The 22,725-nt window shown below is 67.9% G+C and carries 20 protein-coding genes and 1 pseudogene; 6 read left to right on the top strand and 15 right to left on the bottom strand.

The genetic code is table 11. From position 1 onward, the window contains the following. Positions 1–81: 81 nt before the first annotated feature. The 4 genes from secF to ACFV4K_RS13600 all read right to left on the bottom strand — a co-directional run bounded on the left by secF (position 82) and on the right by ACFV4K_RS13600 (position 5,188). The gene (gene secF / locus ACFV4K_RS13615; protein WP_379274757.1) at positions 82–1,311 is read right to left on the bottom strand and encodes a protein translocase subunit SecF; all 1,230 of its coding nucleotides are present in this window, start codon (positions 1,309–1,311) and stop codon (positions 82–84) included. 2 nt (positions 1,312–1,313) lie between these two features. Then, positions 1,314–3,011 (bottom strand): protein translocase subunit SecD, encoded by a 1,698-nt coding sequence (gene secD / locus ACFV4K_RS13610; protein WP_379274755.1) that lies wholly within the window; start codon positions 3,009–3,011, stop codon positions 1,314–1,316. Between the two features lie 115 nt (positions 3,012–3,126). Next, a complete protein-coding gene (gene yajC / locus ACFV4K_RS13605; RefSeq protein ID WP_379274754.1) occupies positions 3,127–3,525 on the bottom strand; it encodes a preprotein translocase subunit YajC in 399 nt (132 codons plus the stop codon). 169 nt (positions 3,526–3,694) lie between these two features. Further along, entirely contained in the window at positions 3,695–5,188 is a 1,494-nt protein-coding gene (locus tag ACFV4K_RS13600; RefSeq protein ID WP_379274752.1) for a flavin-containing monooxygenase, read from the bottom strand. A gap of 55 nt (positions 5,189–5,243) precedes the next feature. On the opposite strand from ACFV4K_RS13600, the gene ACFV4K_RS13595 reads away from it, so the two are divergent. Then, on the top strand, positions 5,244–5,909 hold the full coding sequence (locus tag ACFV4K_RS13595; protein ID WP_379274750.1) for a TetR/AcrR family transcriptional regulator: 666 nt from the start codon (positions 5,244–5,246) through the stop codon (positions 5,907–5,909). 117 nt (positions 5,910–6,026) lie between these two features. Beyond that, positions 6,027–6,596: a DivIVA domain-containing protein gene (locus ACFV4K_RS13590; protein ID WP_379274748.1), complete on the top strand. Its 570-nt coding sequence runs from the start codon at positions 6,027–6,029 to the stop codon at positions 6,594–6,596. Positions 6,597–6,670: 74 nt separating this feature from the next. Here the strand turns inward: ACFV4K_RS13590 and ACFV4K_RS13585 are convergent, their stop codons facing one another. From ACFV4K_RS13585 to ACFV4K_RS13555, 7 genes and pseudogenes are all read right to left on the bottom strand, one after another. Continuing rightward, positions 6,671–7,978 (bottom strand): amidase, encoded by a 1,308-nt coding sequence (locus ACFV4K_RS13585; RefSeq protein ID WP_379274747.1) that lies wholly within the window; start codon positions 7,976–7,978, stop codon positions 6,671–6,673. Positions 7,979–8,018: 40 nt separating this feature from the next. Then, positions 8,019–8,192 (bottom strand): annotated as a pseudogene (locus tag ACFV4K_RS13580) (cytosine permease); the annotation flags it as partial. Positions 8,193–8,219: 27 nt separating this feature from the next. Further along, on the bottom strand, positions 8,220–9,353 hold the full coding sequence (locus ACFV4K_RS13575) for an ABC transporter substrate-binding protein (protein ID WP_379274745.1): 1,134 nt from the start codon (positions 9,351–9,353) through the stop codon (positions 8,220–8,222). 99 nt (positions 9,354–9,452) lie between these two features. Beyond that, positions 9,453–10,457: an ABC transporter permease gene (locus ACFV4K_RS13570; protein WP_379274744.1), complete on the bottom strand. Its 1,005-nt coding sequence runs from the start codon at positions 10,455–10,457 to the stop codon at positions 9,453–9,455. Then, entirely contained in the window at positions 10,454–11,299 is an 846-nt protein-coding gene (locus tag ACFV4K_RS13565) for an ABC transporter ATP-binding protein (protein ID WP_379274742.1), read from the bottom strand. The genes ACFV4K_RS13570 and ACFV4K_RS13565 overlap by 4 nt, the downstream gene beginning before the upstream one ends. A gap of 209 nt (positions 11,300–11,508) precedes the next feature. Further along, the gene (locus ACFV4K_RS13560) at positions 11,509–12,708 is read right to left on the bottom strand and encodes an amidohydrolase (protein WP_379274741.1); all 1,200 of its coding nucleotides are present in this window, start codon (positions 12,706–12,708) and stop codon (positions 11,509–11,511) included. 56 nt (positions 12,709–12,764) lie between these two features. Next, positions 12,765–13,508, bottom strand: a complete 744-nt coding sequence (locus ACFV4K_RS13555) for a sulfite exporter TauE/SafE family protein (protein ID WP_379274739.1) — start codon at positions 13,506–13,508, stop codon at positions 12,765–12,767. 207 nt (positions 13,509–13,715) lie between these two features. Here ACFV4K_RS13555 and ACFV4K_RS13550 point away from each other — a divergent pair, with 207 nt between their 5' ends. Both ACFV4K_RS13550 and ACFV4K_RS13545 read left to right on the top strand, forming a co-directional pair. Beyond that, on the top strand, positions 13,716–14,399 hold the full coding sequence (locus ACFV4K_RS13550) for a GntR family transcriptional regulator (RefSeq protein WP_379274737.1): 684 nt from the start codon (positions 13,716–13,718) through the stop codon (positions 14,397–14,399). Between the two features lie 80 nt (positions 14,400–14,479). After that, positions 14,480–15,763 carry an amidohydrolase family protein gene (locus ACFV4K_RS13545; protein WP_379274736.1) on the top strand — a complete coding sequence of 428 codons (1,284 nt, stop codon included), beginning with the start codon at positions 14,480–14,482 and terminating at the stop codon, positions 15,761–15,763. Positions 15,764–16,173: 410 nt separating this feature from the next. Here the strand turns inward: ACFV4K_RS13545 and ACFV4K_RS13540 are convergent, their stop codons facing one another. Genes ACFV4K_RS13540 through ACFV4K_RS13530 form a run of 3 tightly spaced genes read right to left on the bottom strand, consistent with a single transcriptional unit; the run spans position 16,174 to position 19,984 of the window. Continuing rightward, positions 16,174–17,625 (bottom strand): DUF222 domain-containing protein, encoded by a 1,452-nt coding sequence (locus ACFV4K_RS13540; protein ID WP_379274734.1) that lies wholly within the window; start codon positions 17,623–17,625, stop codon positions 16,174–16,176. Between the two features lie 23 nt (positions 17,626–17,648). Then, entirely contained in the window at positions 17,649–18,827 is a 1,179-nt protein-coding gene (locus ACFV4K_RS13535) for an amidase family protein (RefSeq protein ID WP_379274788.1), read from the bottom strand. A 17-nt stretch (positions 18,828–18,844) separates the two neighbouring features. After that, positions 18,845–19,984, bottom strand: coding sequence for an acetamidase/formamidase family protein (locus ACFV4K_RS13530; RefSeq protein WP_379274733.1), 1,140 nt, complete (start codon positions 19,982–19,984; stop codon positions 18,845–18,847). A gap of 156 nt (positions 19,985–20,140) precedes the next feature. Here ACFV4K_RS13530 and ACFV4K_RS13525 point away from each other — a divergent pair, with 156 nt between their 5' ends. Further along, positions 20,141–20,836: a FadR/GntR family transcriptional regulator gene (locus ACFV4K_RS13525; RefSeq protein ID WP_379274731.1), complete on the top strand. Its 696-nt coding sequence runs from the start codon at positions 20,141–20,143 to the stop codon at positions 20,834–20,836. On the opposite strand, the gene ACFV4K_RS13520 is transcribed toward ACFV4K_RS13525, so the two are convergent. After that, on the bottom strand, positions 20,817–21,800 hold the full coding sequence (locus tag ACFV4K_RS13520; RefSeq protein ID WP_379274729.1) for a GlxA family transcriptional regulator: 984 nt from the start codon (positions 21,798–21,800) through the stop codon (positions 20,817–20,819). The genes ACFV4K_RS13525 and ACFV4K_RS13520 overlap by 20 nt on opposite strands. A gap of 71 nt (positions 21,801–21,871) precedes the next feature. Here ACFV4K_RS13520 and ACFV4K_RS13515 point away from each other — a divergent pair. After that, positions 21,872–22,725: NADP-dependent oxidoreductase (locus tag ACFV4K_RS13515; protein ID WP_379274728.1), on the top strand; the 854-nt coding region annotated here is incomplete at its 3' end.

Below are 22,725 nucleotides of genomic sequence, written 5' to 3'. Positions count from 1 at the left end.
CGGTCCGGCGCACAGTCGTGTCGACGGCGGTCCGGCGCACAATCTTCTGGTCTTGCTTCACCCGCGAAACCCCCTGCGCGCCTAGTGCCGTCGCTGCTGTCGTTTCCCACTCGGCCGGGCGCCCGGACGCGGCGCCCGGGTGCCCTGGCTACGCGGCCCGTGCTCGCGCGCGGCGCCGTTGGCGTCCGAGCCGCGACCGGCGACGCCGGCCCGCTCGGCCACCGCCACGCCCACGCGGGCCCGGCTGCCGCCCGCACGGCGGTTGAGCACCTTCTTGGTGTGCGCGGCGACCGGACCCCAGGTCTCCTTGAGCGACACCAGGATCGGGACAGCGAAGAAGATCGACGAGTAACCACCGACGATCATGCCGACCAGCTGCACCAGCGCCAGGTCCTTGAGCGTGCCGACGCCCAGCAGCCACACCGCGATCACCAGCATGCCGATGATCGGCAGGATGCCGATGACGGTGGTGTTGATCGATCGCATCAGGGTCTGGTTGGCGGCGAGGTTCGCCTTCTCCGCGTACGTGTGCTTGGTCAGGTGCAGCACACCGCTGGTGTTCTCCTCGACCTTGTCGAAGACGACCACGTTGTCGTAGAGCACGTAGCCCAGAATCGTGAGCAGACCGATCACCGCCGCGGGCGTCACCTCGAATCCGACCAGCGAGTAGATGCCCGCGGTCACGATGAGGTTGAACAACAGCGAGGCGATGGCCGCGAACGACATGTCTCGTTCGAAGCGGATCGCGATATAGAGCATCGTCAATCCGACGAACACCACCAGCGCGAGCAAGGCCTTGTGGGTGACCTGGCCGCCCCAGGTCTCACTGATCTCGGCCACGCTGATCGCGTTGCGGTTGGGTTGTCCGCTGGAGTCCTTCGGCTGGAACGAGTCGTACAGCGCGTTCTGCAGCTTGTCGGCCTGCTCGGCGTTCAGCGAATCCGAGCGGATCTGGATGGTCGACGACGAGCCCGAGCCCACCTTCTGCACCGTCACCGGATCGTGGCCGAGCGCGGACCGGTAGACATCCTCCACCTTGGAGGTGGTGACGCTGTCCGAGGCGGGCAGCTGGATGCGCGAACCACCGGCGAAGTCGATGCCGAGGGTGAACCCCTTGAACACCATGCTGGCCATCGCGATCGCGATCAGCGCGGCGGCGATGCCGTAGTACACCTTGCGCTTGCCGACGATCTCGAAACCGCCGGTGCCGGTGTAGAGCCGCTCGAACAGGCTGTGCCGCTTGTCCGCGGGCGTGGCCTCGTAGTCGAGCTCGGAGTCGGAATCCACCACGATGGGTGAGGACTTAGCCATGATCACGCCTCCTTCACGAGAACGCGGGCGGTGGCCTTGCGTTCCTGTGCCAGCTCTGCAATTGCGCCCAGGCCGTTCACCGACGGCTTCGCCCAGAACGGCGACCGCGAGACCAGCATCATCAGCGGCGCGGTCACCAGGTACAGGACGATGACGTCGAGGACGGTGGTGACACCGAGGGTGAAGGCGAAGCCCTTCACCTGACCCGCGGCCAGCAGGTACAGCACCGCGGAGGCGATCAGCGAGACCGTCTTACCCGAGAGGTTGGTGCGCTGGGCGCGCTGCCAACCGCGCGGCACCGCCGAGCGGAAGCTGCGGCCCTCGCGCATCTGGTCCTTGATGCGTTCGAAGAACACGACGAACGAGTCGGCCGTCATACCGATACCGATGATCAGACCCGCGATACCGGCCAGGTCGAGGGTGAACCCGATCCAGCGGCCCAGCAGCACGATCAGCGCGTACACCGCGACACCCGCCGCGAGCAGCGAGAAACCGGCCAGGAAGCCGAGCATGCGGTAGTAGAGCAGGCAGTACAGCAGCACCGCCACCAGGCCGATCGCGCCCGCGATCAGGCCCGCGCGCAGCGAGGACATGCCCAGCGTCGCGGAGACCGTCTCGGCCTCGGAGGTGGTGAACGACAGCGGCAGCGAACCGTACTTCAGGGAGTTCGCCAGCTCCTTGGCGGTGGTGGCGGTGAAGTTGCCGCTGATCTGGGTGCTGCCGCCGAACTGGTTGCCGGACTCGACTCGCGGCGCGCTGACCACCTTGGTGTCCAGCGCGAAGGCCAGCTGCTTGTTCAGGTACTCGTTGGTCAGCTTGCCCCAGGCGTCCGAACCGCTCGACTTGAACTCGACGTCGACGACCCAGCGGCCCTGGCGCGAATCCAGCTGTCCGGTCGCGTTCTTGATCTCCTGGCCGTCCAGCTTGGACTTGTCGAGGAGGTAGACCTCGGTGCCGTCGCTGCTGCACGCGACCAGCGGCAGGTTCGGATCGTCGTTGCCCTGCAGCGGATCCGGCTTGGTGCAGTCCATGGTGGCCATGGCCTGCAGCTGCGCGGCCTGATCGGTGCTCTGGCGCAACGCCTTCGCGGCCGCGATCTCCTGCTGCGACTGCTGCGGGCTCGGCGCCGGAGTCGGCGACGGGGTGGTCGGAGCCTGCGCCGGGAACACCCGGTTCTGCGGGACCGTCGCCTCGGTCGCCGCCGCCGACGTGGTCGGCGCGGACGAGGTGGTCTCGGGCGTCACGGTGCTGGGCGCGGCCGGGGCGGTGGTCGGGGCGCCCGCGGGCGGCTGCTGCGGCTGGGCCTGCTTGCCGACCTGCGGCGCGGTCACATTGAGCACCGGGCGCACGTACAGCTTGGCGGTGGTGGCCAGCGACTTCGCCTGCGCGCCGTCCTCGCCGGGGACCGTGATCACCAGGTTGTCACCCTCGATGACGACCTCGGAGCCGGCGACGCCGAGTCCGTTGACGCGCTTCTCGATGATGTCCTGGGCCTTCTTCAGGCTGTCCTGGCTGGGCTTGCCACCGTCCGGGGTGCGAGCCGTCAGGGTGACCCGGGTGCCGCCCTGCAGGTCGATGCCGAGCTTCGGGGTGTGGACTTTGTCGCCGGTGAAGAAGATCAGGCCGAACATCAAAGCCACCAGCGCGGCGTAGACGCCGAGCAGGCGCAATGGATGCGCCGTTCCCTGTGAAGGTGGCACAGTACTTATCTCCTAGGCGGGATCGAGGGTGGAACTAGCGGGTACACACCGCAGCGCCACCGGCCGCCGGTGTACGTCGAGTACAGCCCGGAGCGGCCGATGGCGCCGGATGTGTTCAGTCCTTGGTCAGCCGCGGCGTGTCGTCGGCGGCTTCGGCGGTGGCGTCCTCGGCCGCGGCGGTGCCGTTGGCCGAGGCGGCGGTGCCGTCGGCCGCGGGGGTGGCGGCGGTGTCGTCTGCGGCGGCCGTGTCGTCGGCCTCCTCGTCGTTGCGCACCTCGAGCACCGACTTGCGCAGCCAGGTGGTGACGACCTCTTCGGCGATCTCCAGATCGACGGTGGCGTCATCGAGTTCGACCACGGTGCCGAACAGACCCGACGTGGTGACCACCCGGTCGCCGACCTTCAGGGCGTCCTGCATGTCGGTCACCTTCGCCATCTCGCGCTTCTGGCGGCGTACGCCGAGGAACATCGGGATGAGCAGGGCAACCAGCAGCAGCGGCAGCAGAAGGTCCATCGTCGAAGTCAGCTCCTGGTCAGTGGTCAGACGGTTGTTTCCCGACAGTCTGCCAGTAATCCCTGAGAGAACGCTCGCCGACCTGTCCCAGAGTCCACCCGTTTTCGCCCAGGGCTGATTCCCCGGGCCGCGCCGTCGGCCCCCGACAGTGCCGACCGCACAGTCCCACTCAGGCGGGCCGCTGTCCGTAGCTGTAGTCGTCCAGGGGGAAGGTGGACGCTTCGCGGTGCGCGTTCAGGGTGCTTGTCGGGCGCAGCAGGGCGGCCTCGCCGTGCTGGTTGAAGTAGTAGCTGCGCGCGGTCGAGCACTGGCCGCCGTAGAAGACCGAGGAGCCGAGCTTGTCGGTGACGCGGTCCAGGAATTCGGCGTTGGCGCGCTCGGTGACCTCGAAGACCTGCTCGCCGCGGCGGAACATCTCCCCGAACAGGCGCGTCATGTGCTTCATCTGCGCCTCGATGGTGGTGAAGTAGGACAGGCCGCTGTAGGAGTAGGGGCTGTTGAGGCTGACGAAGTTGGGGAACTTCGGCACCGTGATGCCCTCGTAGGCCTGGAAACGGTTGTCGCGCCAGAACTTTCCGAGGTTCACCCCGTCGCGGCCGATGATCTCGATGGCCGGGAAGTTGACGTCCCACAGGTTGAAGCCGGTGGCCAGGATGAGGGTATCGACCTCGGTCTTGTGGCCGTCGGCGGTGACGATGCCGTCGGGCTCGATGCGCTCGATGGAGTTGGTCTCCAGGCGCACGTGCGGCTCGTTGAAGGTCTTGAAGTACAGGTTCGAGAAGGTGGGCCGCTTGCAGCCGAAATCGTAGTCCGGCGTGAGCTTCTCGCGGGTCCGCTTGTCGCGGACCTGGGTGCGCAGGTGGGCCTTGGCGAGCAGTCCGGCGGCCTTGTTGAGCGGCTTGGCCTGCTTGAAGTGCAGCACGCCGACCACCATGAGCGCCTCCAGCATGGAGGTGTTGATCAGGCGGGCGGCCTTCTGGGTGGCCGGAACGCGCGCGAACAGCTTCTGCACCGAGGGCGGGATGGGGGCGTCGACCTTGGGCACCACCCAGATCGGGGTGCGCTGGAAGACGGTGAGCGCCCGCGCCTTCTTGGCGACCTCGGGGATCAGCTGCACGGCGGTGGCGCCGGTGCCGATGATGGCGGCTTTGGTGCCGGTGAGGTCGAAGCCGTCCTCCCAGGCGGTGGTGTGGATGATCTTGCCCTCGAACGTGTCGATGCCCGGGAACGGCGGGGTGTAGGGCTGCGACAGGAAGCCGGTGGCGGCCATCAGGTAACGCGCGGTGAGGGATTCACCGTTCTCGACCGCCACCACCCAGTGCTGCCGCTCGGCGTCCCAGCGGGCGCCGCCCACGGTGGCGCCGAAGCGCATGCGGCGGCGCAGGTCGTACTTGTCGGCGATGTGTTCGGCGTACTTCTTGAGCTCCGAGCCCGGCGCGAACAGCCGTGACCAGTTCGGGTTGGGTTCGAAGGAGTACGAGTAGGTGACCGAGGCGATGTCCACCGCCAGGCCCGGATAGTGATTGACGTGCCAAGTGCCGCCGAGGTCGTCCTCGCGCTCGAGGATGAGGAAATTGCCCAGGCCGAGCCGATCCAGCTCGATCCCCGCACCCATACCGCCGAAACCCGCCCCGACCACGATGGCGTCGTATTGAGGTGCCACGCCGAACCTCCCGCTGAGCTGTGTGTTCCACTAAAACTGATTCATCTGTCACGGAATGACATCTCATTCCGTTTGTGATCACCGTATCATCGGCCTGGTGACGAAGCCATCCTCGAGAATCGAACGACGCAAGGCCGAACTCCGCCGGGAGATCATCGACACCGCGTTCGCGTGTTTCGCCGAGAAGGGCTACCACGCCACCGGCATCGCCGATATCGCCGCCGAGCTCGGCATCGGGCACGGCACCTTCTACCGGTACTTCGAGAACAAGCGCGACATCATCGACCACGTCATCGATGACCTGGCCGCGCGGATCATCGAAGCGCTGGGCACCGACAACGCCCCCGACGCGGCCGACAGCCTCGAGGAGTACCGGGCGCAGGTGGACCGGATCGGCGACGCGCTCAACCGGATCTTCCTGGAGGACCGGCGGGTGGCGCAGCTGCTGCTGTTCCAGGCCACCGGCATCGACTCCGAATTGACCGAGCGGCTCTACGGCCTGCTCGACACCGCCGACGCCTTGACCGCCGGATACCTCGAGCACGGGGTCGAACACGGTTATCTGCGTGCGGATCTCGACACCGTGAACACCGCGCGCGCGGTCACCGGCATGCTGCTGGCCGCCATCGTGCACGGTATCCGCACTCCCGACCCGCGGGCGGTGGACGATCTCAGCCACGCCATCCGCGCGCTGCTCATCGACGGCGTGCGCAAGCACTGAAGCGGCGATCCGGCAGGCGCTGAAACCCGTGTACAAACAGACCCGTATGTCCGGTGCGGCCGGATCCGCAAGGGGCGGAAGTAATTCGGACACGAAGCTCTTGGCACAATGGCGCGAGTGACCCCCGAGGACGTCCGCCGCCGCCGGTTCGGCCCCGCACCGCACGGGCCGCACGGCTACCACCCCGCCCAGGTGGACGCCTTCTGCGCGCGCATCGCCGACACCATGGCGGGCTACGACCATCTGACCGCCGCCGATATCCGGCTCGTCGAATTCGACGGTCCCCCACCCGGGCAGCCCGGTTACGACATCGAACAGGTCGACGATTTCCTCGACCGGCTGTGCACGGAACTGGAATACCTACGCCTGGGCCGGACCCACCAGCCCGTGAGCCGCACCCACGACCAGCTCACCCCCGAGGATGTCCTGCACATCCAATTCTCCACTCCCCCTTACGGTTTCCGCGGCTATCGGGCCGAGGAGGTGGGGGTGTTCCTGGACCGCCTGGCCGCCACCCTCGCCCATCACGGCCCCAACGGCCTGACCGCGGACGAGGTCCGGGCCGTCACCTTCCACCTCGCCCCCGTCGGCGAACCCGCCTACCACCTCGAAGAGGTCGACGCCTTCCTCGATCTGGTGGTCCGCCGGCTCGAAGCGGTGCGCGCGGAGCCGCACGCTCATTCCTGATCACGGAAGCTCCGCCGCAGCAGCCGAGCGGCGAAGGCGTCCGGGCTCCGGTGCTCCGCACCGGCCGTCGACCGCTATCCGCGTATCGCCGGCTCGGCGGCCGCGGTGCTGATCGGCGGTCGCCGGTGCGCCCAGGGCGCGACGGCCTCGATAGCGGCGGCCAGCCGCAGGACCGTCTCGTCGGCGAGGTGGCGGCCGATGATTTGCAGCCCCACCGGCAGTCCGGTGCCGGTCCAGCCCGCGGGAATGCTGACGGCGGGCTGGCCGGTGAGGTTGGCCGGATAGTTGAGGCCGATCCAGGTGGAGTCGGAAACCGGTGTGCCGTCGATGGTTCCGGGTCCGTGCAGGCCGACCGGGAAGGCCGGGACGGCGGTGGTGGGGGTGATCAGGACGTCGTGGTCGCGCATGAGCCGGGCCATCGCGTTGACCAGCGCCTTGCGCGCGATATTGGCGTCGGTGAGATCCTGTGCCGTCCACGGCCCGCGCAGCCAGGTGACCAGATGCGGGGACATCCGGTCGGCGTGCGTATCGGCCATGGCCCGCATGCCGCTCAGGTCGGACTCGGCCATGACGAGGGCGTAGAAGGCGGCGGCCGGGTCGGACCAGCCGGGTCGCACCGGTTCGACACGGCAGCCGAGCTGTCCCGCCACGACCTCGCGCACGGTCCGCTCCACCACCGCGCGCACCACGGGATCGACGGGCAGATAGCCGAAGTCAGCGCTGAATCCGACCCGCAGCCCGGCCATCGAGTCCGGGCGTGCGCCGCCGTCACCTGCCGCGGCGATCCAGTCCACGTCGCCGCACGGAATCGAATGCCGATCGCGTGGGTCGGGGCCCGCGAGCACCGACAGCAGCAGGGCGGCGTCGGCGACGGTACGGGTGAGCGGGCCGATGTGCTCGACACTCTCCCAACCGGATACGCCGGGCAGTCGTTCGTCCCGGCAGCCCGGGTAGACGGGCACCCGGCCCATGGAGGGTTTCACACCGACCAGCCCGCACAGGGCGGCGGGCGCGCGCACCGAGCAGCGGCCATCGCTGCCCAGCGCCGCGGGCCCGAGCCCGGCCGCGACGGCGGCGGCCGATTCGGCACTGGAACCGCCGGGACTCGACGCGGTGTCCCAGGGATTGCGGGTGGCCGGGAACAGCGGATTGAGTCCGGTGGCGCTGTACCCGAATTCGGAGGTATTGGTCTTGCCCAGGCAGATCGCGCCCGCCACCAGCACCCGCTCGACGACGATGTTGTCCTCGTCGGGGATGTGATCGCGATACACCCATGACCCGGACGTGGTGCGAATCCCCTTGGTGGACAGCAAGTCCTTGATACCGACGGGAACACCCGCGAGCGGTCCCGGATCCCGGCCGCGGACGAGATCGTCCGCCACCCGCCGGGCCTGCCGCCGGGCCAGCTCGGGCGTGGGGGTGCAGAACCAGGTTGCCGAACAGGATGGCCAGCATGCCGCGGCCCATGCCCTGGCTGTAGACGATCAGTCCGCCGAAGACCGCGTTGCCCAGGCACATCGGGAAGCCGGCCCAGACCGCGGCGACCGAGAGCAGGTCCCGGCGGGCCGCGGCCGGGACCGGTTCGTGCTCGTACTCGTGATTCGACATGGTTCTCCCCCGACCTCAGCCCTGCTGCTTCAGACCCTTTGCGGGATCGATGAATTCGTTGGTCACCAGATCCTTGGCGGTCAGATTGTCGGGGACTTCCCGGCCCTTGGCGCGCAGCAGCGGGGTGACCTGGGCGATGGCGCGGGTGACGCGGTCGAGGTCGAAGTTGCCTAGGGTGTTGCCGGGACCGTTGGCGATGATCTTCTCGGCGAGCTGCACCTTCACCGAATCGGTGTTGCCGCCGGCGGTGATGGGTGGGCCGTCCGGAATGCCCTGGGCGATCTTCAGCAGGGCCTGATTGGTCGGTTCGGGGTTGGTGGCGTAGTCGATCTGGGCCTGCTGCAGCATGGGGACGAGCTTCTGCAGGCAGGGGCGCAGCTTGTCGAGTTCACCGGAGCGGACCGACCAGGCGTGCGGGTAGGCCTCGTAGCCGGCGTCGCCGACCAGCAGGTGGCCGGTGGGCTTGAGCCAGCCCTTGACGTCATGCTCCCAGCGGTAGGGCTCGTTCGAGACGTACCCCTGCTGCATGACCCGCCCGTGCTCGGCGACGAAGCGGCTGGGCGTGCCGTCGTAGGAGGCGTCGGCCTGTTCCTTCTTCACGTCGCCATTGGCGATCAGGTAGTCCATGTAGATCTTGCCCTCGGAGTACAGGATCGGGGCGTTGGTGGCGGCCACGTCCTTCCACGAGTTCACCGTGTAGGTGGCCGGATCCCACATGACGATCTGCGGATTCTTCTGCAGTGACGCGAAGACGCCGGTGAGCGGGAACTTGGCCCGGGCCCGGACCTGCTCGTCGGTGGGCACCAGACCCAGGGTGATGGAGTTGTCCTGGTACATCTGGGCCGCCACCGGCTGGCCGCCGAGGAACGGACCGCCCAGGCGCACTTCGACATTCACCCCGGTATCACCCAGCGGGCCCGAGTAGGCGCCCTTCTTGGCGTCCACGGTGCCGTTCGGCCCGACCAGTTGATAGGCGGCCGCGCGCTCGGGCGTCGCGAACCAGTCGGTCTGGATGACGACGGTGGACGGGCAGACACCGGCCAGCGCGCCCTTGCCCGTCGGGGCGGGAGTCGATGCGCCGCCACCGCAGGCGGCGGTGAGCAGGACACTGCCGGCGAGCGCGGCGGCGACGAGGACACGTTTCTTCACGAGCATTCCTTGGGTTGGCACAGTGGGGTTGAGACATGGTGGGGGTTGAGACACGGAGGGATTGGGAGACAAGGGGGTTGAGTGATGGTGGGGTTCCCGCTAGCGGCGGGCGCGTTTGCCGTGGGCGCGATCCACCCGCCCGGCCAGGAAGTCGAAGATCCAGAACAGGATCAGCCCGACCAGTGAGGACAGCAGCAGCGAGGTGAGCAGTTCCTCGGTGGCCAGCCGCTGCCGGTAGACGTCGATCATGCGGCCGATGCCCGGGTCGCCCTGACGGAAGAAGAAATCCGCGACGATGGAACCGATCACCGCCATGCCCGCCGAGATCTTGAAACCGGAGATCATGGCCGGAAGGGCCGCCGGAAGTTGCAGCTTGAGCAGGCGCTGCCAGCGGTTGGCGCCGTGCAGGGTGAACAGGTCGTGTTCGGCGGCCTGCACGGATTTCAGGCCGAACAGCGTGTTGGTGATGACCGGGAACAGCGACACCATCACGCAGACGATGACGCGGCTGCCGAACTCGTAGCCGAACCAGAACCCGAACAGCGGCACCACGGCCAGCACCGGAATCGTCTGCAGGATCACGGCATACGGGTAGAGGGAGTATTCCGCCCAGCGGGCCTGGCTCATGATCACCGCGAACGCCACGCCCAGCACGATCGCGATCACCAGGCCGACCAGGGCGATCTGCACGGTCGCGCCCAGCGCCTGCAGGATCTCGGCCCGGGTGGCGGCGTCGAGCAGGCCCTTGGACACCACCGCTTCCGGCGGCGGCAGCAGGAAGCGTGACTCCGGCGCGATCAGGAAGTGACTCGCGATCGACCACGTGGACATGACCAGTACGAATACGAGGACCGGCGCGACCACCCGCACCGGCGCGATCGCGAAGGGCCAGCGAAGTTTCCGCAGTCGGCGCACGGGCTGCCCGACTTCTCCGGGTGCGGCGGTATGGCCATCCGCCTCCGATACCGTAGCCGCATCTCCGCCATCGGGCGACGTCGTCAGATCGCCGACCTCACGCACGGTCGTCGGGTCGCCTGCCTCGGATGTGATGATCGGCTCGTCCGGCCCTGGCACAACAATCTCGCTCTCGGCGGCGGCGGTCATGCTGCCCTCCCCAGTGTCCGGGCGGTGCCCCGTTCGGCGTCGTGCAACGCCGCCGACACCTCCGCCGCGACCGCACCGAACTCGGCCGAGTACCGCAGCTCCGGCGAGCGCGGTAAGTCCAGCGGCACCGCGATATCGGCCGCTACTCGTCCGGGCCGCCCGGTCAGCACGACAACCCGGGTCGACATGAAGACCGCTTCGGCGACCGAATGGGTCACGAACACCCCGGTGAATCCCGAGCGCCGGTACAGCCCGCTCACCTCCTCGTTCAACCGTTGGCGCGTGATCTCGTCGAGAGCGCCGAAGGGTTCGTCGAACAGGAACAGCTCGGGCGCTCCGGTCAGTGCGCGCGCGATCGAGGTGCGCATCCGCATACCGCCCGAGAGTTGCGCCGGCTTGTGGTTCTCGAATCCGGTGAGCCCGACCAGCTCCAGCGCCTCACGGGCCGCGGCCCGGCGAGTCGCCTTGTCTACGCCGGCAAGTTCGGCGGGTAGTTCCACATTCCGCAGCACCGACCGCCACGGCAGCAGGGTGGCCTCCTGAAAAACATAGCCGAGCTTGCCGGTCGCGATGGCAATCGTTCCGGCGGTGGGCTTCTCGAACCCGGCGGCCAGTCGCAGCAGCGTGGACTTACCGCAGCCGGAGGGGCCGACCAGCGAAACGAATTCCCCGGGCCGGATGGCGATATCGATGCCGTCGAGCGCGTGGGTGCCGTTCTCGAAGGTCAGGCCGACGTGCTGAAAGGCCAGGGCCGAGTCGGTGTATACGTTGCCGCCCGCTGCGGTCTCCGTATTCCCGTCCGGGCCTTGACCTTTGACAGTGGTTGAGGCGGTGGTGCGCATGTCCACAGTTCTATCGGCCACTCATTGCCGAATGCGGTCCAGGCGATTACGCGCTTGTTTCGTATACGATATCTCGCGCGGGTGGGGTTCATTCCTGCTCAGCCGATGGACCGGATCCGAAACCCCTTGCGGCGCAGACAACGCGACCGGCCGCCGAGCAGACAACGCGGGGCACACGCTGCGGTCGGCGGCCGGTCGGGGCGGGATAGTCAGCTGTCGGCGAGCCCGCCGTTCCTCGCGACCACGCGACCACGCTTCACGACCAGAGCGCGGGGAGGCACGGAAACCACTGCGGCGGCAGGTGTTTCGGCGTCCACCGTGAACAGGTCGGCGGCCGCACCCTCCCGCAGCCCGTAGTCCTCGATCCCGAGCAGGGCCGCTCCCCCGTAAGTGCCCGCAGCCAAGGCCAGTTCGATGTCCTCGTCGAAGACCAAGCGATCCCGGAACGCCACCTGCATGACTCGCCGCAGCATGTCGCCATCGCCGTAGGGCGTCCACAGGTCCCGGATGCCGTCGTTCCCGAGCGCCAGCCCGGCCCCGGCGGCGTGCATGACCCGGACCGGCACCACCGGCGAACTGCCGACAGCGCAGGTGACCATGGAAACTCCGGCGTCGGCGAGGCTTTCCGCGATCCGCCGCTGCTCGCCGGGTTCCAGCTCTCCCATCGCGTAGGCGTGGCTGATGGTCACCTTCCCCGCCAGGCCCGTCGCCTTGGTGCGGGCCACGATCAGGTCGTACTGCCAGGCGCCGAGCGCGCCGCGGTCGTGCAGGTGGATGTCGATGCCCGCGCCGTACTTCTCGGCGAGGTCGAACAGCAGATCCAGCTGCCCGACCGGATTCCCGTCGTATCCGGCGGGATCCAGCCCACCGACCACCTCCACCCCGTCGGCCAGCGCCGCCTCGAGGAGCTCGGCGGTGCCCGGCCGGGTCAGCAGACCGCCCTGCGGGAACGCCACGAGCTGCACGTCCACTCGATCGGCGTGCCGGGCCGCGGCCGCCCGCACCGCTTCCACACCCCGCAGCCCGACTTCGGGATCGATGTCGATGTGGCTGCGCACGTGAGCGGTCCCCGCGGACACCATGGCCCCCAGCAGGTTCGACGCGTAGTCGGCGCTCGGCAGCCCGAGCTCGTCGCGGCGGCCCTCACCATTGGCGATCCGCCCGGCGAGCGTGCTCCCGCCGGTGTTCGGCACCCACGGCCCGCCGTACATGGTCTTGTCGAGGTGGCAATGCGAGTCCACCAGTCCCGGGAGTACCAGTGCCCCCGCGAGATCCACGGACTCGATGCTGTCGGCGGTGAGCCCGGTTCCGATCGCGGCGATCCGCCCGTCGCGAATCAGGATGTCGGCGACCGTGACCGGCGCACCGGGCGTCCAGGGCCGGCCGCCGCGGAGCAGGAGATCGTTCATGAGATGCACCACCTGTGTCGTAGGAGAGAGAGAGAACAGCAGGGTCCCGCCAGGGGTCAGGCCAGCAGCATGGCCGCGCCCGCCCCGACGCCGAACACGATGACAACCGCTCGAAAGGCGCCCGGCCGCAGCCGATCCGCCACCCGGGCGCCGACGACGCCGCCGAGCAGGCAGGCCGGGGCCAGGACCGCGACCGCCCACCACTCGACGGGCCCGAACAGCGCGACCGCGATCACCGCGGTACTCGACACCGTGAGCGTGAGGAGACTCTTCAACCCGTTGAGGCGGGTGATCGAGGCATCGATCCCCAGGGCCAGCGCGGTGAGCAGCACGATCCCCATGCCCCCATTGAAGTACGCGCCGTAGGCCGCGCCGAGGAACACGCCCGCGAACAATCGCAGCCGCGAGTCCCCGCCGTGCTCGGACAGCTTGCGAGACACCAGCGGCTGCGCCGCGAACAGCGCGGTGGCGGCGAGAATCAGATAGGGCACCAAGGCCGCGAACACCTTCGGCGGCGCGGCCAGCAGCGCGATCACCCCGCCGGTGGCGCCCGCCACGCCGGTGAGGATCAGCCCCGGTACGAGCGTCCGGTGTTCGTCGAGCCGTTTGCGCAATGCCGCGGCCCCTCCGAGATAGCCGGGCCACACCGATACCGAGTTGGTGACCGTCGCCGTGACCGGCGGCAGCCCCGTGGCCAGCAGCGCCGGGAACGACAGCAGACTGCCGCCCCCGGCGATGGCATTGCAGACGCCCGCCCCTAATCCGGCGGCGAACAGGAGCACGAAATGCGCGGGATCCATGAGTTCCTTCCGAACAGAATGGCCGCATCGTATACAAACCACGGCGCGGCGGCGACCCGAAACCACTGCGGCGCAGCCAGACCCGCGAATGAGACAGCTGTCCAGAGATTTTCAGACCGATATAGTAGATTTGCCACATCCCGTCGGCCGAGGCCACGATGGATCGTATGCAAATCCCCGTTCCACCGATTCCCTGATGAGGCTGCCGTGACCAGCACCGCCGGGCGTATGACACCGCAACAGCTGTGTCGCGCCATCCGTGACGACATCATTCGTGGCGCGTACGCCCCCGGCCAGCGCCTCACCGAGGACGCGCTCGCCGAGAGCTACGGGGTGTCCCGGGTGCCGGTCCGGGAGGCGCTGCGGACCTTGGAGGCCGAGGGTTTCGCCTCGTCACGGCCCTACGCGGGCGTCTTCGTGGCGGCACTGACCGAGGACGAGGCCGCGGACCTCCTGGAGATCCGGGCCCGCCTGGAACCGCTGTGCGCGTCCCGCGCCGCCGTCCGCCGCACCCCCGAACAACTCGGCCGCCTCAAGGAGCTCACCGCCCTCGGTCAGGACGCCGTACGCGCGGGCCGCCTCGACGAGCTCGCCCGGCTCAACAGCCGCTTCCATGAGGTCCTGGCCGAGGCGTCCGGCAGCACCCTGCTCGCCCAGCTGATCATGCAGCTGAGCTGGAAGATCGCCTGGGTCTACTCGGTCGAACTCCCCCGTCGCGCCTCCGATTCCTGGCACGAGCACGAACAGATCTGCGCCGCCCTGGAAGCCGGTGACCCCGATCGCGCCGCCGCCGTGGTCACCTCCCACATCGCCCACGCCGCCACCGCCTACCGGTTCCGGCAGCGCACCGAAGACCCTGCGCCACAGCCCGGTTCGGCTCGCGCTTCGTAACACCGGGGAAGCAATTGCCGCACCCGAACGAAACACGGCTCTCGTATACAAACGAAGTCACTTCGTTCCGGGAGGTAGCCATGACGGATTCGAGTCCGCGCCAGGTGGATCTACTGCTGCGAGGCGCCCGCATCGCCGACGACACGGACCTGGTCGACATCGCGATCTCCGAGGGCGTCATCGTCGCGATCGGAGCCCGACTGCCGGATCAGGGCGTCGAGGAAATCGACTGCGCCGGGCGCGTGGTCATCCCCGGCCTCGTCGAATCCCACCTCCACCTGGACAAGGCTCTCCTGGATGCCGAGAAGTCCAACCCCGACGGCACTCTCGCCGGGGCCATCAGCGTCACCGCCGAACTCAAACGCGGCTTCACCGTGGCCGCCATCCGCGACCGCGCCCGCCGCGTGCTCGACATGGCGATCGCCAACGGCACCACCGCCATTCGCGCCCACCCCGACGTCGACCCGATCGTCGGCCTCCGCGGCGTGAACGCGCTCCTCGACCTGCGCGAAGAGTACCGAGACCGCCTGGACCTCCAGATCGTCGCCTTCCCGCAGGAGGGCATCCTCCAATCCCCCGGCACCCTCGACCTGCTCCGCGAAAGCCTGCATGCGGGAGCCGACGTCCTCGGCGGCTGCGCATACAACGAACGCAGCGTGGAGGACTGCCGCCGCCACATCGACCTCATCTTCGACCTGGCCGCCGATTTCGATGTACCGCTGGACATCCACACCGACTTCGCCGACGACGCCACCGATCCGAGGTACGCCATGGCCGACTACATCGCCTCGGTCACCGAACTCACAGGTCGTCATGGTCGAGTCACGCTGGGGCACATGACCTCCCTGGCCGGGCGGTCTCCGGCGGATCGCACGCAGACATTGGAGCGGCTCGCATCGGCGGGGATCTCGGTGGTTCCGCTGCCTGCGACCGACATGCATCTGGGCGGGCGGTCAGACGCCACCAACGTACGTCGTGGGATCGCTCCGATTCGCGAGCTGTGGGAGGCAGGGGTCACCACCGCCTACTCGTCCAACAACATCCGGAATGCGTTCACTCCGTACGGGAATGCCGACATGCTCGATATCGGGCTGTTTCTGGCTCAGACCGGGCATCTGTCGGGGCCCGAGGACTTGAACCGGATTCTCGGGATGGCCACTACCGACGCTGCTCGGACTATTGGGATCGCGGATCGTTACGGGGTTCGGGTAGGGGCTGTGGCTGATCTCGTCGTGTTGTCGACGTATCGCGTTGCTGACGCTCTGCTCGACCGACCTGATCGTAATTACGTGTTCAAGGGTGGACGGTTGACGGCTCGGACTACTCGAGTTCGGGAGGTCGTCGGAGCTGCGGCAGAACTCTGAAGACCAAAGGACCGAAAGACAAGAGACCAAAGATAAAGACGGCTGGAGAAGGAAGAGAGGGTGGCCGAGCTTGCGAGGCCCGCTCACTCACCAGCCCCCTCACGGCTCGGCCGCACAGCATCCCGGTGTTCGAGTACAAGCACTTCGGATGGCGTTCGGATGCAAGGACTTCGGTGGGCGTTGGGGTGCAGGGACTTTCGGCGGAGGGCCGACGCGACAGAGGTTCGGGGGTTGGCTGGCTTACGGGGTCTCGAGGTTTTGGTCTCGAGAAGGTGATGCGTGCAGTCTGTGGGCTGGGATCGGCGGGAAGCGGCTCCCAGCCCGGCGCCAGCCCAGGGGCGGCAGGGCAGGCGAGGTCACCACACCCTGCGTTGTTCTGCGCACGCCAGCAGGACACGCACAGCCGGGTGTCACGCTGCCCGTGAGCGCCACGTTCGGCAGCTGGAATCGACGGCAGCCGCGATCGCCTGCCCCACGTGATGGCGGTCGTTGACACGCGGAGTCCCCGAGGGATCAAGACTCTTCGGTGCAATCCACCCTGTCCGGCCGGGGTGGGGCGAGTCTTTACCCATCACAACGGTTTTCCAGCCATCCGGGCCGTCGTTGACCAGCGCGTGGCAGTGATCGCACGCCAAGGTCAGGTTGTTGATATCGGTCGGCCCGCCCTTGGCCCAATCGGTGACGTGGTGCGCGGCGCACATATTGGCGGGTTGTTCACAACCCGGCCGAGTACATCCCTTATCACGGGCCAGGAGCGCGAGGCGTTGGGCGCGGGTCGCGGTGCGGCGGGAGCGACGCAGGTACAGCGGCATCCCGTCGCCGTCGAGGACCGCGATCACCGGCTTGGTGCCCTCAGCCATCTTCAACGCCTCGTTGATGGAGATCTGGGTCCCGGACGCGGTGGTCGCGACACCGGTGCCGTTCTCGAGGTCGGTGAGGCTCATGGTGAGCACGACCTCGACCGGCAGGCCACGGTGCATGCCCAGGGCCCGTATGTTCACCCCCGGCCGCACCAACGCCAGCAAAGCGTCGTGGGTGCGCTGCCCGGCATCACGACGGTCACGACGCGCGGCAGCATCGAGCACGCTATCGGCGATGAACCCACCGGTCGCGGACGGGCTTTCCGAATCCTCGACATTGCACATCCCGGGCCGAGCGAGCTTCGCGAACACCGCATCCAGGCACGCACGCAGTTCCGGGGTGATCCAGCCCTCGATACGACTCATCCCGTCCACACCCGGGCGGCACAGGGCGATCCCGCGACAACGGCCACGGTCCGCGTCGGACACAACCTTCCCATCGGGATCCAGCCGCGCGAGGATGTCGCGCCCGATCTTCAACAGATCATCCGGCCACCCGCTACGCGAGTAGTCGACCAGGATCTGCTCGGCCTCAGCACGCGCCTCACCGGGGACATCGAGGGGCAGGTGGTTCATCACATCCATGATGTGGCGCACGTGATCCCGCGAGATCTCGCCCGTAGCAAAGGCTTCGGCAGTCACCGGAAGCACGGGCGGGGCAATGTGCCCGGTCTGCTGCACGAAGTCCCCGCAGTGGTGGGTGACCTTCACCCGCACCGACGCGTCGTAACGGGAGAGCCCGAGGGTGTGCCGAAGGAACGGCACCATCTTCCCCACCCCGCTACGTGAATGCAGCGAACGCTCCCCCGCTTCGACGATCAGCGGAGTATCCAACGCGGCGAGTTGACGCTTACAGGTTTCAATCTTCTGCATCAACGTCACAATGTCTTCGTCGGAAAACCCCGACATCTTCCTGCCCTGAATGGATTCCGACAGGGTCGAGACCGCGGCCGCCAGTTCAGCGATACCACAGTCGTCGAGTGTCACCCCATTCGAATCCATGCCCCTATTTTACGCCCGTGCAATCACACCGGGAACCCGAAATGTCCAGTATCCCTTATCTTTTCACTCAATATCGAAATCAAACTCCAATCCATACCGGGCGCCCCAACCAAACACAAACTACTTGGAATTCCCCGGATCTCCGTCAAGGGAAAGCTAATCGCGGGCCCGCCGACAATTGACGCCAAACACGTCAAATGCAACGTCCGCGTCCGCCCCGACTCCAACGCCCCAGCCGATGCCACCCGAAGGGGCGGAAGCGTGGCGACCGTCGGCAACACGAGAAACCGCCCACGCAAGGCGTCCCGAAGTATTCCCGCCGCATCCCGGAGCACGGCGCGCGACGCGGATGCCTCCGCTACGGTAACCGTCGATGCGATTTGGAACCGCTGTGCCACTTCTGATTCCAACGACCCTGGATGCGCCGAGATCCACTCGCCATGGTTCTGCCAGGCTTCGAACGCCTGAACCTTCCGGAACGCCGTGAACCAGGATTCGAGGTCCGCATTCAGGTGGTAGTCGACTGCGCCGAGCCGCCTGGCCGCCTTCAAGCCGGCTTCCGCGACCTCGTCATCGGCCACCGCGCACAGGCCGGGATCGACGATGAGCTCGTACGGGCCTGAATTCTGCTTGGGTAGTAGACATTCCGCCACGGATTGCAGCGTGTCCAGGTCCCGTGTCATCCAGCCCACGGTGTCGAAGGACTCTGCCAGCGGCAGCAGTCCCGCGGTGGAGATGCTCCCGTGCGAGGTCCGCATCCCCCACAGCCCCTGATATGCCGCGGGAACCCGAATCGATCCCGCCGTATCGGTCCCCAGCCCGGCACAGACCTCCCCACGCGCGACCGCCACCGCCGACCCACTCGATGATCCACCCGGAATCCGCTGCGGAGCAGCCTGATTGATCGGCATCCCATATCGCCCGTTGCCGCCGGTGATGCTGTAGGCGAATTCATCGGTGTGCGCGATTCCTGCGATATCCGCCCCCGCCGCGAGCAACCGGGACACGACTGCCGCATGCGCGTCCTTCGGCGCTCCCAGAAACTCCGGAACCCCGCCACCAAGCGGGTATCCGGCGACAGCGTAGAGGTCCTTCACCGCCACACTGTGTCCACTGAGCGGCCCGTCACCGGTGGCGGCCACCAGCGGAGCACCCCACTCCCGCCACACCCGCGGATCGAACTCCGGCCTCTCCCCGGGCATTTCGCGTGCAGCCGTCATCACGCCCTCGCCAGCACGCGCTTGGCCAGCTCGGTGGCCGCATGTCCGGCGAAGTCCGCGACCCGCACCTCACCGTGCACACCCCGAACCTGATCCACCGCCTGCGAAATGTTGAAATCCGCTGCGGCACTGAGGTACAGATACGCCTGCTGCGGATCAGCATCGAACAGCGACACCACCAGTTCGATGGCGTTGCCGACGCACAGCTCGAGCGCCTCGTTCAGATCCTCACTCAACCCGGTCGGAATCAACAGCCCATGCGAGGCCGCGAACGGGCCGATCCCCCTCCCCAGCCCGGCCGCGACCTGGACCGCCGGAATCACATCGACGGTCAAAGTAGCCCGCAGCGGTGCTTCCAACGCGGTGAGCGCCACTTCCCCATTCCCTTGGGCGAAGTGCGGATCCCCGATATAGAACAGCGCGTCCGCGACCTGAACCGGCAGAAACAATGTCGCCCCCGCCGTCAACCGCCGGATGTCGATATTGCCGCCGTGCGCCCCCGGCGGTACCGAGGACACCCGCGTATCCGTGTCGGTCGCGACCCCGATGATGCCCAGGAACGGGTGCAGCGGAAACCCGGCTTCCCCCGGCCGATCCGGATGCAGTGGCATCGTCCCGAACCACGCGCCGCCCCGCTCTTCGACAGCGCAGAACTGTCCGTAATTGCCGTCGAACCCGACCCGATTCGCCAGCACACCACGCGCGTGCCGTGTGGATACGACCCCATACGGCGCCCGCATCGCCAGCGCGTCGATCCGAATGGCAAGCAGATCCCCCGGTTTCGCCCCCGCGACCGCGATCGGCCCGGTTACGATGTGCGGCCCCGCCAGCGAGTCCCGGCGACGGGTTCCGGCCACCTCGATCGCATCCGCGAGCACCTGATCCCGCTCGACCCCGTGCCGCCCGAAGTAGGCCAGCGGATCGGACCCCTGATCCTCCAGAATCCCTTCGTGACTGACGGTGTCGACCACAATGGTCCCGCCCGCCTCGACTGTCGCGACGGGCTGGTCCCCGACGCGCGGCAATCGCCCCCACAACACCGCCGAAGAGTCAATCGGCAGGTACCCGGCGCCACCGATCCCCTCCCCCGGTTGCAGTACCGGAAACGCCGGGGCGAACCCCCGCACAATCGACGTCACGCGCCCTACCTTCCCTACCCGGCCAAAATTGGTCGGACCATCCGATATGCCGACCATAAGTCGGCCGGACCGGCGATGCGGAGTCACGAAACCTAACGTAACTGCCGTTTTACCTACCCGAAATGGTCTGCCTGGGAAGGGATTTAGACTCGGGGTGTGACGGCATCGATTCCGCCGCTCCGCCGGCGCGCACGCAGCGTCAGCGCGGAGGTCGCGGCGCACCTGGAGGGTTTGATCACCAGCGGGGAACTGCGGGCCGGGGATCGGCTGCCGCCGGAGCGGGAGCTGGCCGCCGGGTTGAGTGTGTCGCGATCCTCGTTGCGGCAGGCCATGTTCGAGCTGGAATCCAAGCAGCTCATCGAGCGCCGTCAGGGCCGGGGCAGCACCGTCACCGAGAACCCGCGCCGGGCAGGTGATCTCGCGGGCGGGCTCGCGGACCTCGATATCGAGCTCGGCCACGCCACCGAACTCCGCGACCTGGTGGAACCGCGGATCGCCGAGCTGGCCGCCCTGCGCGCCGTCGAATCCAACCTGCTGTCCCTCGACGACGTCCTGGCCCGCTCCAGCGACTCACTGTCCCCCGCCGAATCCCTGCGCCTCGACATCGAATTCCACACCCTCCTCGCCCGCGCCGCGCAGAACCCCCTGCTGGTGACCCTGTGCACCATGACCACCGACTGGACCCGTCGCACCCGAGCCCTCTCCCACCGCACCCGCCACGCCCGCGCCCTGTCCATAGACGGCCATCACCGCATCTACGCCGCCGTCGCGGCCCACAACGGACCGGGCGCGGCGGCCGCGATGGAACAGCATCTGCGTGACGTTCGCGAGGTCAGCCGCCCACGCCGGTGAGCACCGCTTCACTCCGGAAGGTGCGGCGATAGGCCAGCGGTGCGACGCCGATCGCCTCGTGCAGGTGCTGCCGCAGCGAGGCGCCGGTCGTGAACCCGACCTCACCGGCGATGCGGTCCACGGAAAGCTCGGTGGATTCGAGTAGTTCGCGCGCCCGGAACACGCGCTGCTGGATCAGCCACCGGCCGGGACTCATCCCGACCTCGTCGCGGAAACGGCGCGCGAAGGTGCGGCCGCTCATGCGTGCGCGATCGGCCAGGTCGGCCATGGTCAGTGGTCGGTGCAGGTTTTCCAGTGCCCATTGCCGGGCCTCGGCGGTGCCCGCGGCCGTCGGCGGCGGGACCGGCTGTTCGATGAACTGCGCCTGCCCACCCTCGCGCCACGGCGGGACGACGCAGCGCCGCGCGACGGCGTTCGCGACCTCGCTGCCGTGGTCGCCGCGAATCAGGTGCAGGCACAGGTCGACTCCGGCGGACGCGCCGGCTGAGGTCAGGAGGTCGCCGTCATCGACGTAGAGCACGTTGGGGTCGACGCGAATGCCGGGGAAGGCTCGCTGGAAGCGGTCGGCGATGTTCCAGTGCGTGGTGGCGGGCCGGTCGTCGAGCAGTCCGGCCGCGGCAAGCACGACGGCGCCGGTACAGATGGACACGATTCGCGCACCAGGACGGATCGACGCCAATGCCACCGAAACAGCCTGCGATAGGCCATGTTCCAGGATCGGAGTCACATCACACGGCGGAATCACCACGGTGTCCGCGGTTTCCAGCACGCGCGCGTCGTGCGCGACCGCGATGTCGAAGTCCGAGCTGCTGCGCACCGGTCGCCCGTCGAGCGAGCAGGTGATCACCCGATACCGCCCGTCCGCGGTCCCGAACACCCGGTTCGGGATGCCGAGCTCGAAGGGATACACCCCGTCGAGCGCCAGCACCACCACGGTATGCGGCCGAGCAACCTCCGACTCCATGGCACGATCCTATCGAATAATGGCGATCATGCCATTTCCCGGGGTCGCTCCCGACGGGCAAGCTGAGAGCCATGAGCGACAAGGACTACACCCTCCCCACCACCATGACGGCCATCGGACAGGACGTGCTCGGCGGTCCGGAGGTCCTGTATGAGGTGAAATTGCCGGTGCCCCAACCGGGTCCGAGCGAGCTGCTGGTCCGGGTGCGCGCCACCGCCCTGAACCCGACCGATTGGGGGCACCGCGCCCGCGCGGGCCTGTTCCTGCCCGCACCCCCGTTCGTGCTGGGGTGGGACGTCTCGGGCGAGGTGGTGGCGACCGGGGTCGGCGTCACCCTGTTCCAGCCCGGTGACGAGGTGTTCGGCATGCTGCCTTACCCGCACGGGCACGGCGCGGCGGCCGAATTCGTCACCGCACCTGCCCGCGCCTTCGCCCGTAAGCCCGCCAATCTCGGCCACCCCGAGGCCGCCGCGATCCCGCTGGCCGCGCTCACCGCCTATCAAGCCCTGGTCGACAACGCGAATATCGCAGCCGGGCAGCGGGTCCTGATCCACGCCGCCGCCGGGGGCGTGGGCCACTTCGCCGTACAGATCGCCAAGGCCCGCGGCGCGTACGTGATCGGCACCGCCAGCGCCGCCAACCACGATTTCCTGCGGAGCATCGGCGCGGACGAGGTCCTCGACTACCGCACCACCGATTTCGCCGAGACGGTGCGCGATATCGATATGGTGCTCGACCCCATCGACGCCGACCACGCTCTGCGGTCCCTGCGAACGCTGCGTCCCGGCGGCCTCCTGGTCACGCTGCGCGCCTTGGGTACCGACCATCTGAGGGCTGCGGCCGAGGAACTCGGCGTCCGTGCCGCGGTCATGCTCGTCGAGGCCGATCACACGGGCATGGACGCGCTGCGCGAGCTCGCCGAGAC

The sequence above is a fragment of the Nocardia sp. NPDC059764 genome, assembly GCF_042732555.1.
In the GTDB taxonomy this organism is placed as follows: Bacteria; Actinomycetota; Actinomycetes; order Mycobacteriales; family Mycobacteriaceae; genus Nocardia.
The sequence above is the reverse complement of the archived record's forward strand: the minus strand, read 5'-3'. Positions and strand labels throughout refer to the sequence as shown.